At 67.1% G+C, this 14,126-nt stretch carries 15 protein-coding genes; 12 read left to right on the forward strand and 3 right to left on the reverse strand.

Going from position 1 to position 14,126, the window contains the following annotated elements:
- The first annotated feature begins 5 nt into the window (after positions 1 to 5).
- From trbE to DT343_RS13285, 11 genes are read left to right on the forward strand one after another with little or no spacing between them, the layout of a single operon-like run.
- A complete protein-coding gene (gene trbE / locus DT343_RS13235; RefSeq protein ID WP_112863816.1) occupies positions 6 to 2,429 on the forward strand; it encodes a conjugal transfer protein TrbE in 2,424 nt (807 codons plus the stop codon).
- Positions 2,380 to 3,129, forward strand: coding sequence for a conjugal transfer protein TrbJ (locus DT343_RS13240; RefSeq protein ID WP_112863817.1), 750 nt, complete (start codon positions 2,380 to 2,382; stop codon positions 3,127 to 3,129). The genes trbE and DT343_RS13240 overlap by 50 nt, the downstream gene beginning before the upstream one ends.
- A gap of 11 nt (positions 3,130 to 3,140) precedes the next feature.
- Positions 3,141 to 4,556 (forward strand): P-type conjugative transfer protein TrbL, encoded by a 1,416-nt coding sequence (gene trbL / locus DT343_RS13245; protein ID WP_112863230.1) that lies wholly within the window; start codon positions 3,141 to 3,143, stop codon positions 4,554 to 4,556.
- 2 nt (positions 4,557 to 4,558) lie between these two features.
- Positions 4,559 to 5,242 carry a conjugal transfer protein TrbF gene (trbF, locus tag DT343_RS13250; protein WP_112863231.1) on the forward strand — a complete coding sequence of 228 codons (684 nt, stop codon included), beginning with the start codon at positions 4,559 to 4,561 and terminating at the stop codon, positions 5,240 to 5,242.
- Positions 5,221 to 6,249 carry a P-type conjugative transfer protein TrbG gene (trbG, locus tag DT343_RS13255; protein WP_258522580.1) on the forward strand — a complete coding sequence of 343 codons (1,029 nt, stop codon included), beginning with the start codon at positions 5,221 to 5,223 and terminating at the stop codon, positions 6,247 to 6,249. The genes trbF and trbG overlap by 22 nt, the downstream gene beginning before the upstream one ends.
- Entirely contained in the window at positions 6,246 to 7,463 is a 1,218-nt protein-coding gene (locus tag DT343_RS13260) for a TrbI/VirB10 family protein (RefSeq protein ID WP_112863232.1), read from the forward strand. The genes trbG and DT343_RS13260 overlap by 4 nt, the downstream gene beginning before the upstream one ends.
- On the forward strand, positions 7,460 to 7,975 hold the full coding sequence (locus DT343_RS13265) for a S26 family signal peptidase (protein ID WP_112863233.1): 516 nt from the start codon (positions 7,460 to 7,462) through the stop codon (positions 7,973 to 7,975). Before DT343_RS13260 ends, DT343_RS13265 begins: the two co-directional genes overlap by 4 nt.
- 8 nt (positions 7,976 to 7,983) lie before the next feature.
- Positions 7,984 to 8,574, forward strand: coding sequence for a lytic transglycosylase domain-containing protein (locus tag DT343_RS13270; RefSeq protein ID WP_258522581.1), 591 nt, complete (start codon positions 7,984 to 7,986; stop codon positions 8,572 to 8,574).
- Positions 8,571 to 8,852, forward strand: coding sequence for a hypothetical protein (locus tag DT343_RS13275; protein ID WP_112863235.1), 282 nt, complete (start codon positions 8,571 to 8,573; stop codon positions 8,850 to 8,852). The genes DT343_RS13270 and DT343_RS13275 overlap by 4 nt, the downstream gene beginning before the upstream one ends.
- On the forward strand, positions 8,845 to 9,051 hold the full coding sequence (locus DT343_RS13280) for a hypothetical protein (protein ID WP_112863236.1): 207 nt from the start codon (positions 8,845 to 8,847) through the stop codon (positions 9,049 to 9,051). The genes DT343_RS13275 and DT343_RS13280 overlap by 8 nt, the downstream gene beginning before the upstream one ends.
- Positions 9,039 to 9,443, forward strand: a complete 405-nt coding sequence (locus DT343_RS13285) for a helix-turn-helix transcriptional regulator (RefSeq protein ID WP_112863237.1) — start codon at positions 9,039 to 9,041, stop codon at positions 9,441 to 9,443. Before DT343_RS13280 ends, DT343_RS13285 begins: the two co-directional genes overlap by 13 nt.
- Here DT343_RS13285 and DT343_RS13290 read toward each other — a convergent pair.
- From DT343_RS13290 to DT343_RS13300, 3 genes are all read right to left on the reverse strand, one after another.
- Positions 9,440 to 9,706 carry a DUF7662 domain-containing protein gene (locus tag DT343_RS13290; RefSeq protein WP_112863238.1) on the reverse strand — a complete coding sequence of 89 codons (267 nt, stop codon included), beginning with the start codon at positions 9,704 to 9,706 and terminating at the stop codon, positions 9,440 to 9,442. The two genes, DT343_RS13285 and DT343_RS13290, sit on opposite strands and share 4 nt — an antisense overlap.
- An 81-nt stretch (positions 9,707 to 9,787) precedes the next feature.
- Positions 9,788 to 10,372, reverse strand: a complete 585-nt coding sequence (locus tag DT343_RS13295; RefSeq protein WP_112863239.1) for a hypothetical protein — start codon at positions 10,370 to 10,372, stop codon at positions 9,788 to 9,790.
- Positions 10,373 to 10,489: 117 nt separating this feature from the next.
- Entirely contained in the window at positions 10,490 to 10,930 is a 441-nt protein-coding gene (locus tag DT343_RS13300) for a thermonuclease family protein (RefSeq protein WP_258522582.1), read from the reverse strand.
- A gap of 186 nt (positions 10,931 to 11,116) precedes the next feature.
- Between DT343_RS13300 and DT343_RS13305 the strand changes: the two genes are divergently transcribed.
- Positions 11,117 to 14,095 (forward strand): TrlF family AAA-like ATPase, encoded by a 2,979-nt coding sequence (locus DT343_RS13305; RefSeq protein ID WP_112863240.1) that lies wholly within the window; start codon positions 11,117 to 11,119, stop codon positions 14,093 to 14,095.
- The last annotated feature ends 31 nt before the right edge of the window (positions 14,096 to 14,126 follow it).

Raw genomic sequence — 14,126 nt, forward strand, 5'->3', positions numbered from 1 at the left:
GGCCGATGCGCTTTCTCGAAGAACATCGCAGACGCCCGGCCGCTCTCGCCGACCATCTGCCCTGGGCCGCTCTTGTCGCGCCGGGCGTGGTCCTGAACAAGGACGGCTCGTTCACAACGGCTTTCCGGTTCCGGGGGCCGGACCTGGAATCCTCGACCGAGGACGAGCTGATGGCCGTCCGTGCGCGTCTGAACAATGCGCTGAAGCGTCTCGGGACGGGCTGGTGCCTGCATATGGAGGCGCGCCGCCGCGAGGCCGCCCCCTATCCGGAGAGCGCGTTCGACCTGGATGTCGCCTGGCTTCTCGATGAGGAGCGCCGAAGCCGGTTCGAGGCGGGCGACCCCGCCTTCGAAACGGATTTTCACCTGGCCCTGACCTGGCTGCCCCCGGCCGACGAGACGCGGATAATGGAGCGCTGGCTGTTCGACGGCCTGGCCAAGGGCGGCGCGGACTGGCGCCAGGCCCTGGCGGTTTTTACCCGGGAGGCGGCGACCACGCTCGACCTCCTGTCGGACGCCCTGCCCGAGATCGCTCCGCTCGACGACACGGAGCTGCTGACCTGGTTGCACGACTGCGTGTCGCCGAGGAGCTTCCCGGTCGCCGCGCCGGATTCGCCCATGTATCTCGACGCCTGGCTGACGGATGCCGACCTCTCCGGCGGCATCGCCCCGCGTCTCGGTGATCGCTGGCTCAAGGTCGTGTCCGTGCGCGGCCTGCCGTCGGTGACGCGGCCCGGCCTGCTGGATGCGCTTGGCGCCCTTCCTTTTCCCTACCGCTGGACGGCCCGCTGGATCGGTCTCGACAAGCCGGAGGCCGAGCGTGAGATCGTCAAGCTGAGGAAGCGCTGGTTCGCCAAGCGCAAGGGTGTCGGTGTTCTCCTGCGTGAAGCCATCACCAAGGAGGAGGTGCCGCTGCTCGATACCGACGCGGCCTCCAAGACCGAGGAGTGCGACGGCGCCCTGGCCGCCTTGGGGGCCGAGGCCTGCGCTTTCGGCTATCTGACCCTGACGGTGACCGTGCTTGACGCGACGGAGGCCGGCGCCGCCGCCAAGGCGCGGGCCATCGAGGCCGCATTGAACGCTCAGGGGCTGTTGGCTCGGATCGAGGACCTCAATGCCGTGGAGGCCTGGCTTGGCTCCCTGCCGGGCGAGCCCTATGCCGACGTCCGCCGACCGCTCGTCTCGACCCTGAATCTGGCCGATCTGCTGCCGGTGTCGGCGGTCTGGGCCGGGCCGTCCCTGGACCTCAATCTGGATGGCCCCCCGCTGGCGACGGCCCGGACGACAGGGTCGACCCCCTTTCGCTTGGTGCTGCACGTCGGCGATGTCGGCCACGCGATGGTCGTCGGGCCAACGGGCTCGGGCAAGAGCGCGCTTCTTTCTTTCCTGGCCCTGCAGTGGTTCCGCTACCCAGACGCCCGGGTGGTCTTCTTCGACAAGGGCCGTTCGGCCCGGGCCGCGACACTCGCCGCCGGCGGCTGCTGGCGCGCGTTGGAGCCCGCCGCGCGGTTCTCGCTACAGCCTCTGGCGCGCATCGACCAGGAGATCGAACGGGCCTGGGCGTCGGAATGGATCGCAGAGACCGTCCGGCTCGCGGGGCTGGAGCCTGTGCCAAGGATCCGTGAAGAGATCTGGGCGGCGCTCGAGGCCCTGGCCGACACCCCCGTGGCGCAGCGCACCCTGACGGTCTTCTGCGCCCTGGTGCAGGACAAGGCGGTCGCCGCCGCGCTGGAGCCCCTGACACTCAAAGGTCCGCACGGCGCCCTGCTCGACGGAGAGGGCGAGGCGCTCGTTCCCAGCCGGTTCGACACCTTCGAGCTCGAAAGCCTGATGGCCACGCCCTCGGCCGTAGCTCCGGTTCTCTCGGCGCTCTTCCATCACCTCGAACGCAGCTTCGACGGTCGACCCACACTTCTGGTGCTCGACGAGGCCTGGCTCTTCCTCGGCGAGACCGCCTTTGCCGCCAAGATCAGGGAGTGGCTCAAGACGCTGCGCAAGAAGCGGGTCGCCGTCGTGTTCGCGACCCAGAGCTTGGACGACGTGGCCGCCTCGCCGATCGCGACCAGTCTGATCGAGAGCTGTCCGACCCAGGTCTTCCTGCCCAACCCCCGCGCGCTCGAACCGTCTTCGGCCCGCCTCTATCAGGGGTTCGGCTTGAACCGGCGCCAGCTCGAGCTGATCGCCTTCGCCACGCCCAAGCGGGCCTATTACTGGCGCCAGCCGCGCGGCCGTCGTCTGTTCGACCTGCGTCTGACCGGCGTGGCCCTCGCCCTGTGCGGGGCCAGCGCACCGGAAGACCAGACCCTCATCGACGACATTCTCGCTGCCTCCGGAGAGGCCGGATTTGCGCGGGAATTTCTCACAGCCAAGGGAGTACACAATGTTGATGCTGTTTTCGACGCCTTCGCCCGACCGCTCGCGGCCGAATAGGCCGGTCCAGATCGTGGCCGTCGGCCTCGTGGCCGTCAGCCTGCTGGCGACCGCGACCCCGGCGCCTGCACAACAGGTCGTCTTCGACCCCCGCAACCACATCGAAAATGCGCTTCAGGCGGCGCGTCAGCTGGAGAGCCTAGCCAACGAGGCCAAGAGCCTTGCGGCCTCGCCTTACAGCCATCTGACCGGCAACAGCCAGTCGTTGCGCGATATGGCCGAACTGGCCCGCACGGCGCGCGGGATCGCCAGTTCGGTCAGCGGCTTGGAGCAGCAGTTCCAGAGCCTCTATCCCGATGACCTGTCCGGCTCAGACATGCTGCGGCTGCTCGAGCAGGGCCAGGCCCGGACCGTCAATGCCCGGCGCACGGCCGAGGATGTCGCCCGCACCGCCGCCGAACTCGAGCGCCTGGGCCAGGGACGCGACCAGCGGCTGACCGGCGCCCTGTCGGCCAGCGAGGCCGCTTCAGGCCAGACCGCCGCGATCCAGTCCTCCAACCAGATGCTGGCTGTCCTTGCCGAGGATCTGGCGGCCTTGCGCACCATCATGCTCGCCCAGTCCCGGCTTCTGGCCGAGGCGACGGCGCGCGACGCGGCGACCCAGGCCTCGGGCGACCAGGCCCGTCGCCGCCGCTGGGCGGGCTCGGCCGGAACGCCCGCCGCCCCGGCCTTCGATCCCCTGTCGCACGCGCGGGACTGAGGAGCGGAGCGATGTCGGTCGGAGTGGAAACCCCCAATGAGCTGATGGTGGTGTTTTCAAACACCATCTCGGCCGGGTTCGACGCCCTGCAGGGCGCGGTCAACGGCGTCTTCGGGCTCCTGATCGTCCTGGTCGTCGCCCTGACCGGTATCCAGTGGGCGATGTCGTCCAATCGCGAAGTCCTGGCCTCCGGCTTTGGAAAGGTGCTGCTGATTGGGGCCTTCGCCTGGCTGATCAACGACTGGCAACAGCTGTCCGAGACAATCTACGCCGGGTTCATCGAACTGGGGCTGACGGCCGGCGGCGGATCGCTCAGCCGGGCCGACTTTCTCAATCCCGGGGCCATCCTGGCCCAGGGCTGGGAGATCGTGAAGGCGCTCGGCGAGACCCCGGCGCCCGTCGACAATCCGCTCGACGTGGTCGGCAACATGGCTGACGCGCTGATCCTTGGCCTCGCCATGATCGGCATCATGCTGGCCTTCGCCGTGCTGGCGCTGCAGATCATCGTGGCCCTGCTCGAGTTCAAGATCGTCACTCTGGGCGGCTTCATCCTTCTGCCCTTCGGCATCTGGAACAAGTCCGCCTTCCTGGCGGAGCGGCCCCTCGGATACGTCGTGTCCTCGGGCCTCAAGGTGCTCGCCCTGGCCATCGTGATCTCGGGGGCCCGGACCGTCTTCGACCAGCTCCAGCCCTCGGCCAATCCCGACATCTACGAGGCGTTGAGCATCCTCGTCGCCGCGATCCTTCTGGCCATGCTGGCGATGTTCATCCCCAATCTGGCCTCGGCCCTGGTGACGGGCGGGCCGGCCCTCGGCGCCGGAGCCGCCATCACGGCCGGAATCGCCGTCGGCGGCAGCGCCGCCCTGGCCGGAGCCGGGATCGCGGGTGCGGGCACGGCGGTCGCAGGCGGCGCGGCGAAGATGGCGGGTCCCGCACGGGCGGCCGCCGGGGCGGGGGCGGGCCGGTCCCCGACCCCGCCGATGTCGCCTCCGCCATCCACACCTCCCAAACCCTCCAATGACAATCCCTCGCCGTCGGGTCCGCGCCGACCGTCGGGCGGGGCGATGTCCTCCGCGCCGACATTTCCCTCCAGCGGCGTTTCCGAACCTGCGGTCGCCTGGCAGCCTCGCCAAACGTCGGGATCGCCTTCGGGAGAAGCGTCGGGATCCGGCGGCGCGGCCAACGACGGCGCCGGTGCCGGCGCGCGGCCAGGCCGACCGGCCGAAAAGCTCGCGGCGGAGGCTGAGGCCGCCAAATCCGATTTCCATAGGGCGGCCGCAGGATCGACCGGGTCCAGCGGATCGAGACGGCCTGCGCGCGCCCAAGCCCTGCAAGCCTTCTTCGTCGCCAACGCCGGGCGCGGGCTCATGCCCGCCGGCGAAACCAGCGGCGTCCTGTCTCCCAACCTGAGAACCGAGGAGTCCTGACCATGCACCCCTTCTTTCGTCCGAAGCGCGCCTTGGCCTCGGCGCCCGAGACGACCCCCTATCAGCGCGCCGGCCAGATCTGGGACGACCGGATGGGGCTGTCCCTGGCCCATGCCCGGAACTGGCGCCGTATCGCGGTGGCCAATCTCGTCCTCGCCGGTTTCCTTGGCGCGGGTTGGTGGGTCCAGGCCGACAGGGCCATCGTCAAACCCTTCGTGGTCGAGGTCTCCGAACTCGGACAGACCCAGAGGATCACGGCGATCGGCGGCCGCTACGAACCGACCGAGGCCCAGATCGGCCACGCGCTGGCCGGCTGGGTGCGTGACGTCCGCTCCAAGTCGATCGACCCAATCGTCATCCGGCAGAACTGGCTTCGGGCTTACGACCTGATGACGCCCAAGGCGGCGAGCTTCCTCAACGCGTGGGCCCAGACCCACGACCCGTTCGCCGAGGTCGGGCGCGAAGCCGTCAACGTCGAGGTGCTCAACGTCGTGCGGCGCACCGAGCGGACCTACGATCTGCAATGGCGCGAGACCCGTTTCGTCAACGGCCAGCAGGCCGGCGTCGAGCGCTGGCGCGCCCTGATCACCACAACGACCCAGCCGCCCCGCACCGAGGCCGAGCTGATGAAGAACCCCCTTGGACTGAAAATCGAGGACGTATCATGGACCCCCGACGCTTCCTGATCCTGGCCGGCCTGGGCCTCAGCCTGTCCGGCTGCGCCATGTTCGGCCGAACATCCGGGCCGCCGCTGATGTCGCCCCTGCCTGTCGTCGCGGCCGAAGCTCCGGTCGGCACCCGGGCCCAGTCTCCGTCGCAGACGACCACACCGGTCGCTGCGGAGCCGGTCGCGGCCACCACGCCGGTCACCGCCAAGCCGGCCGGCGTCCCTTATGAGGCGCTGCCGGCGGCCGCTGCGCCTGCAACCGGGATGACGGGCCGCCGCGCCATCGTCGCCGCCAATCTGGACGCCCGGGCCCCGTCCCGTTCAGACGCCTTCGTCGGCGGGGTCCAGGTGTTCGCCTGGTCCCCGGGCCGGGTATTCGAGGTCTGGACGGCGCCTCTGCGGGTCACCACCCTGACCCTGGGCGCTGGCGAAACCCTCGTCTCCAAGGCGGCCGGCGACACCGTCCGCTGGCAGATCGGGGAGACCACGTCCGGGGAGGGCGCAGGTCAGCGAACCCACGTCCTGCTCAAGCCGCTGCAACGCGGGTTGGAAACCAACCTAGTCCTGACCACCAACCGGCGGGTCTATTTCATCGACCTGAAGAGTGGTGACGCCTCAGGCTTCAACGCGGCGATCGCCTGGGACACGGGGGCGATGGATCCCCCGGCCAGGGCGCCGATCGCCGAGGCGGCGGAAATCCGCGTGTCGGACCCGGTGGCGATGCCGGAGGGGCCTATCGACGCCCGCTACCGGATAGAGCCGCAGGGGCGCCGTGCACGGTGGACGCCCGCCTCGGTCTTCAACGACGGGCAGCGCACCTTCATCGCCTTCGACCCCGATCTTCAGATCGACGAAGCGCCGGCCCTGTTTGTGATCGCCGCCGACGGCGAGACCCAGATGGTCAACTACCGCCAGGCCGGAGGTCTGTTCATCGTCGATCGCGTCTTCGATCGCGCCGAGCTCAGGCTCGGCGATCGTCGCCCCCAGGTCGTTCGTATCCGCCGCCTCCAGGGAGCCGCCCGATGACCTCGTTCCAGGATAGCCCCCACAATCCCGACGACGTCGCTTCTTCGGCAGCGTCCGGCGTCGGCCCTGAGGTCAGACCCGACCTGACCAGCGCGGCCAAGGCGCCGCCGCCTGGCCTGTCGATGCGGGCTCCGCGTCCGCCGGTCACCCGGCTGCGCAAGTCGGTCGTCCAGACGATCGTGATCGGCGGCGTGATCCTCGTCTCCGGCTCCCTGGCCTGGGCCTTCGTCGTCCAGCCGGAACTGCGCGACAGCGCCCGGCTCCGCGCTGTCGAGGGCCGGGAGGAACAGGCCCGGGGCTCCGTTCGACCCTCCGAAGCGGTCACCGACCAGCCCGCGACCTATGACCGGCTGCCCGAGCCGCGCAATGGGGCCGAGCCCGAGACGGCTGAGCCTGGTGTCCCTCCGCCGCCGCCCGCGCCCGCCCGGTATAGCGCCGGTTATGCGCCATCGCGGCCGACCCGGGCGACCGGGCCCAGTCCTGCCGACCAAGCGGCGCGATCGGGCTTGTTCTTCGAGGGGGCGTCGACCGGGGCCGGTCCTGCCCCGCGTGCCGGGGCGGGTCCAGCGACGGGCGGCGCCCGTGCGGACACTGCGGACGTCGGGGCAACCTATAATGGCCACACCCTGACGGCGCCGCTGTCGCCCTATGAGCTGAAAGCCGGCGCGATCATCCCCGCGGTCCTGTTGACCGGGGTGGACACCGGCCGCGAGGGGCCAGTCGTCGCGACGGTGTCGCAGAATGTCTATGACACCGTCAGCGGACGCCATCTCGTCCTGCCGCAGGGGACCCGGCTCATCGGCCGCCATGAGGGCGAGAGCGCCTATGGCGACCGACGCGCCTTCCTGACCTGGGACCGGCTGATCCTGCCCAACGGTAAGAGCCTGGTGCTCACCGGCGAGCCCGGCGTGGACGCGCAAGGCGCGGTCGGGGTTCGGGGCCAAGTCGATCGGCGGCTATTCCCCTTGCTGGTCGGGACCCTGTTCGCCGGCGCGATCACCACCCTCGGTCAGATCGCACGCGACGGCGACGGCGAGGGTTCGGGCGGCCTGCTCGGCGACGCCGGGGACGCCGCCGCCATCGAGGGCTCCCAGGTCGGGGGGAGGCTCGTAGACCGGGAGCTGGACGTCCGGCCGTCGATCCGTCTGCGCGCTGGAGCGCCGGTCCGCGTGATGATCACCCGCGACCTGATCCTGGAGCCGTACCAGCCATGACCTGGACCCCTCTCGATACTGGAAACCGCTGGGCCGTGCTCGGCGTCACCGTCTTCTTCCTCACCCTAAGCGCCCTGATCGCCGATCAGACGCCAGCCCTGGCTTTGGTCAACGAGAGCCCCAGCGTGCCGCGTGGCCTCTATCTACGACAGCCTGGAGGCGCGCCGGAGAGGGGTGCGATGGTCGCTCTGCCCCAGCCTCCCATCGCCCGGCGCTACCTGGGCGCACTCGGCATGCCGGACGAGGTCCTGCTGATCAAACGGGTGGCGGCCGTCGGCGGCGATCCGGTCTGCCGAGAGGGAGCTCGGGTTCGGATACCGGGCCGGATGGCCCCGGTTCTGGATCGTGATCGTCGTGGCACCGCTCTGCCCGCTTGGACCGGGTGCCGCCGGCTCGCGCCGGACGAGCTCTTCCTGCTCGGCGACACGCCGGGAAGTTTCGACAGTCGCTATTTTGGCCCCGTCCGGACCCGAGACCTGGAGGGGGTGTTTCGGGAGACCCTGATATGGTGAGATCCTTTTTGACCGCTCTGGCCCTGGCGCTCGCAGCGGGCAACGCATCCGCTCAAACGGTCGACTGGCGCAACGCCGGCGGCGATCTGTTCGGCCGTCCCGCCGCGCAGCCTGTGTCGGACGTGGCCGGCGTCGATGACCTCACGCCCCGACTTCCGCCCCTGTCCCAGCCGTTCATGGACGCGATCGCCGTCGCCGCCGAGCGCCATGGGATCGACCCCAAGATGCTCCATGCCCTGGTGATCGTGGAATCCGCATACCGGGTCGATGCCGTGTCTCCGGTCGGCGCCGGTGGCCTGACGCAGTTGATGCCTGGAACGGCGGCGGATCTCGCGGTCAGAGACCGGTTCGATCCAATCGAGAACCTCAACGGCGGGGCGGACTATCTGGCCCGGCAGCTGCTGCGCTTCGGCGACGTCCGGCTTGCGTTCGCGGCGTATAATTCGGGACCGGATCGTGTCGCCCGGCTCGGCCGCATACCGAACATAGCGGAGACGCAAGCCTATGTGGCCGCAGCCGTTGACTGCTACCTCGCGCTCTCGGCCGGGAGGGGCGCCCGCAATTCCCGGGAGTGCCGGGCGCCGGAGCCCAGTCGATGATCCCCGCGACAGAACCGTTGGTGGCTGTGACTGACGCCGCCGATGAGGATCTGCTGACCCGCAAGGAAGCCTCCGCCTTCCTGATCCAGTTCGGCATCCGCATGAAGCCGGAGACCCTCGCCCGGCTGTGGTCCACCGGAGGCAACGGCCCCCCCTGTCTCCACGTTCGGCACAGGCCCTACTATCCGCGCGGCGTGCTTCGCGCCTGGGCCTTGAACCAGGTCAGCGACCTGCGCGCGTCTGCCCCGCCCGCGGCCAGGGGTCGGCGTCATGGCTGAGGCGGGATTGGAAGGCTTCAGAACGGAGTGGGCGCCCAGCGTCGCGGACCTGCTGATCGACCCGGCGGTCAGCTTCGCCCTGAAGGACGTTCTTCGCACCTGGGAGGTTCGAGATCCGGTCGATGCGGCGCGAGACGCCCGCTTGCTGGCCGAGGTTCTGGAGCGCCGGGCAGACGAGGCGATGTCATGGATAGTGTGAGCGAGCCGCCTCCGTTCGACGCATTGGAAGACCGGATTCTCCCCTGGTCGCAGGTGAAGGTGGTCTGCGGTCTGAGCCGGACAACGGTCTGGCGCATGCAGAAGACCGGCGATTTTCCGGCCTGCGTCCAGGTCTCGCAAAACCGAGTCGGATGGTGGCAGAGCGAGCTGCTGGCGTGGCGACGGGCGAGGACACCGAGGCGTCTGCCGGAGCCCCGGGCCATAGTGGAGAGGCCGGAGCCGGTTAGACCGCCAGTCAGGAGAACCCTGGAAGAACCGCCTAGATCACCGGGGCCTGAGGCTGCGACCGGCTCGGATCATCCCGTCAGGAGCCGTCGGAAACGGAAATCTGGTGTTCCCGAGAACCAGGCTGCGTTCGACTTCGGAGGCTAGGAGGCGCGCTGGACCGATTGGTTTCGCTTGAATCGGACGCGGTCGGCGCCGGCGATCAGGAAGGCGTCGAAGCCGGCGTCGCCCCAGGCCTTGCGTTGAACGTCGGTCGTGGTCGGGTCAGTCGTGTTCGCCCACCACTGCGGCAGGCTCGCGCTCTTGGGCAGCATATAACCGATTTTACGTTCCATCTCGACGAAGGAGAGCTCGAGTTCTTCGGACTTCTGCTTTCGGAGATAGTCCCGGAGCGGATCGTATTTGGCCATGGCGGTCGTTCATAGCTCAACGCGCCATAGAGGGGGCGTCGGGAAGGCGCCAGGCCTGAGTGCCCACCGCAGGCGCTTGGGTCAGTCCCGCGTGTCCGAACTCTGCAACCTTGCGAGGAGCGGCGAAAGCATTCTGAGCGTGTATTCGCGAACCCGATGAGCGTCCGCAGGCTGCTGCTCGATGAGGTCCCCGATGTGCGCCAGCGCCATGCGCACAAACGACATGCAGACGATCGCCCGCCGTTCCGGGACGGTCAGCGCACGAAGCGGGCGCATCAGCCCCTCGATCACCGCGTCCGTACGCAGGTCGAGCTCGGCGAGTCCTTCGACTGAGCGGATGTCGGGCCGCCAGGCTTGCCGCGCGTCGAGCTTGCCTTCATGGCTCCACTCCACGCTGGCCAAACCGTCCTCCTCGACCTGATCGGCGAGATGTCGGAGAAGGCTGGCCGCTTCGAACCGACGATCCTTGCTGGAGCTTTTGTAGGTCACCCCGCTGATGGCGGCGGCGACGAAGGCCTCGGCGATATCCCAGCCAGTTTCGGCACGGGGCTGACCGAGCGTAGCCGAGTCAAACTCCCTGAGTTTGAAAAAGGCGCTCAGAGCGAGATCGTAGACCTGCGCCTTGTACTTCGTGCGCTCCGGAATGTTGCTCGCGCTCTGCCCCAACGATCTGCCGTCGAAGCCTATAGCGATGACCGCGACGATTTTGTCGAGTTTCTGAAGCCATGAACATGACCAGTGACGTTGCGCGGCGTCGGCCGCTGGCGAACGACGAGATGACGGTCAGTTTCCGCCTTCAGGCGCGTGTCTCGCGCGGAGTAGATCTCCGATGGGGCGGCCTCGGACACGGCAGACGGCGATGACGCGGTCGTGCACGATGACGCGGCCACTCCTGCCGCGGCGCGCCTCGCACACCACATTCTGTCCGAACGCGACCTGTCGCAGGAGCGATTGGGACCGCCGGCCATCGGGCGAGTGAAGTTCGGGCGCCTCGAAGTCCGCCAGGCGCACTTCGATCCAGCTATTGGGATCTCTGGAACTGCCGACGCACAGACTGTCGCCGTCGCCGATGTACCGGACCGATCCCGTGAACTGCTGACCCGACTGCGAGGGGAGGCGGCCTTCGCAAGGATCGGCCGATGCGGGCGTCGCCATCGCCGCCAGGAACAGGGTGCATAGTCCGAGAGCCGAGAGGCTGAGCAGGGATCGGTGCGGGTTTGGCATGAGGCCTCGACATGGGTTCAGGCAGGCCGCGAGAATGGCAGGCGCTGTTGGACGATCTTTCCGGTTCAAACCGGTTCGAGAACAGACAGTGGTCGTCGGAATAGCGATTGGAAGGTCAACGTCATTGCACGCAAAATGATGGCCGCTACACGATAAGGTGGCGTACAGAACCGAGGCGGGGGAAGCATGATTAGTCGAGGTTCTGAGTGGCGCCGTTGGGAGCCTCATATCCATGCGCCCGGGACGGTGATGAACAATCAGTTCACCGGCACCACCGCGTGGGAGGATTATCTATCCGCGCTTGAATCGGCCACGCCTCTGATCGAGGCGATCGCCGTCACCGACTACTATGTCACCGACACCTATCAGCAGGTTTTGCAGCACAAGGCCAACGGGCGGCTGCCGGACGCGACGCTGATATTCCCCAATGTCGAGTTGAGACTGGATGTAGCGACCGCGAAGGGCGGATTCGTAAATCTGCATCTGTTCGTCAGCCCTGAAGACCCGGACCATATCGCTGAGCTGCAGCGCCTGCTGTCCCGGTTACACTTCACCGTGCAGCAGGATCGCTACGACTGCACCCGCGCGGACCTGATACGCCTCGGCAAGAAAGCCGACCCGAACATTGTCGACGACGGCGCCGCGCTCGCCTATGGGGCGAACCAGTTCAAGGTCAATTTCAGGCAGCTGCGTGAGGTATTCGCCGAGAGCGGATGGGCAAAAAAGAACATCCTGATCGCCGTCGCCGGCGGCGCTACCGACGGCACATCGGGCGTAAGAGAAGCCGCCGACCAAACCATTCGTCGGGAGATCGAAGGTTTTGCCGACGTCATATTTGCCAGCAGCCAGGCACAGCGGGAGTTCTGGCTCGGAAAGAAGGATCTCGACGCCCAGACGATCCGCGCCCGATATGGCGGCCTGAAGCCCTGCCTTCATGGCAGTGACGCGCACAGGCTGGAAGACGTGGCCACGCCGTTCGGCGACCGTTTCTCATGGGTCAAAGGTGGGCTAGAATTCGACACGTTGCGACAGGCCTGCATCGATCCCAGCGGACGGGCCCATGTCGGCGCCGAGCCGCCGACGTCAGCGACGCCGTCCCAGGTCATTTCTGAAATTCAGATCCTCGACGCGCCTTGGCTCCAAACGCCGACCATCCCACTGAACTCCGGCCTCGTCGCCATCATTGGCGCGAGGGGATCGGGTAAGACCGCACTGGCCGACATGATCGCGGCGGGATGTGATTCCATATCGGACGAGGCCTGGGCCGCCGATGAATGGGCGAACCCCTCGTTCCTTGTGCGCGCCCGGTCTCTTATCGGCCAGGCCAAGGTGAAGGTCAGTTGGGCGGCGGGCGCTCCAAGCACGCGGTCGTTGGATGGGGCCGATGCCAACGGCCCGCTGAGCTATCCTCGGGCGCGCTACCTGTCCCAGCAGTTCGTCGAGGAGCTGTGCTCGTCGAGCGGTCTGACGGACGGACTGCTCCGCGAGATCGAGAGAGTGATCTTCGAGGCCCATCCCGATCACGATCGTGATGGGGCGTTGGATTTCGCCGAGCTGCTGGAACATCGCGCCTCGCGCCATCGTCTTGCGCGCGACCGTGAGGCCGAGGCCGTCTCCCAGATCTCGGAGCGGATCAGCACCGAACTCGAGAAGGAAAAGCTGGTCGCCAGCTATGAGGGCCTGGTCGCGCAGAAGAAGCAGCTCGTCGACGCCTATACCGCCGACCGCGCCAAGCTTGTTTCCGCCGGCAGCGAAAAGAGGGCCCAGCGCCATACCGAACTGGCCGGCGCAGCCAACGAGGTCAGGACCAAGTTGCGGCGGTTCACGAACCAGCGGCAAACCTTCCTCGCCCTTCAGGATGAGGTGAAGGACCTTCGGCGCAACCAGGCGCCGGAGACGCTGCGGCAGACGCAGGCCAGGCACACGCACAGTGGAATGTCGGACACCCAGTGGGCCGCTTTCATCCTGGATTATACCGGCAAGGTCGACGATGACCTCGACGATTACGTTAAATGGGTCGATGGCAAGATCGCCGAGTTGAAGGGAACTGCACCGCCCGCCGGGGATGCGAACACGGCATTCTTTCCAGATGAGACAGACCTGACGACGCTCTCGCAGGCGGTGTTGGAAGCCGAAATGGGCCGGCTGGAAAAGCTGGTCAGTTCCGACAAGGAAACACAGCGGCAATATACGGCTCTGTCAGGCCGGATCGCGACCGAAACCGCGGCGATGCAGACGCTCACTGCCAAACTAGAGGACAGCAAAGGCGCTAAGGATCGTGCTCGCGATCTGCAGACCGAACGCGAAGAAGCCTATGGCAGGGCCTTTGACGCCCTCATCGCCGAGCAAGCCGTTCTTGAGGACCTGTACGGACCGTTGATGGCGCGTTTGGCGGCGGCCTCCGGGACGCTGAAGAAGCTGTCATTCTCTGTCGCGCGTGTCGCGGACGTGGCGCAGTGGGCGGGGCAGGCCGAGGAGGGATTGATCGATCTGCGCAAGGGCGGTGCTTTCCGAGGAAAGGGCACCTTGCTTCAAAAAGCCAATGAGGTCCTCAAGCGGGCTTGGGAGACAGGTTCGTCGGCCGCCGTGGTGTTAGCGATGGCGGAGTTTCGTCGGCTTTATCAGAAGGAACTGCTTGACCACTCGCCGGTCGCCCACACAGAGCAGGTTGAGTTTCGCGCCTGGTCGAAACGCTTCGCTCAATGGCTGTTCAGTACGGACCACATCGAGATCCACTACGGCATCGAATATGATGGCGTGGATATCCGCAAACTGTCTCCAGGAACCCGCGGCATCGTCTTGTTGCTGCTCTATCTCGCGTTGGACGATGGCGATGGGCGCCCGCTGATCATCGACCAGCCTGAGGAAAACCTCGACCCGAAATCCGTTTTCGAAGAGTTGGTGGGGCTGTTCATCGAAGCCAAATCGAACCGCCAAGTGATCATGGTGACGCATAACGCCAACCTGGTGATCAACACCGACGCCGATCAGATCATCATCGCCGAGTCAGGACCGCATCCGCACGGCGCATTGCCGCCGATCACGTACCAGTCCGGCGGGCTGGAGAACGCCGAGATCAGAAAAGCGGTTTGCGACATCTTGGAAGGTGGTGAAGGAGCCTTCCAGGAACGAGCCCGCAGATTGAGAGTCTGGCTGGAGCGATGAGGTGCTGAACAGGCTAAGTTCGGTCGAGCCG

This window comes from Brevundimonas vesicularis (genome assembly GCF_900445985.1).
GTDB classification, from domain to species: Bacteria; Pseudomonadota; Alphaproteobacteria; order Caulobacterales; family Caulobacteraceae; genus Brevundimonas; species Brevundimonas vesicularis_D.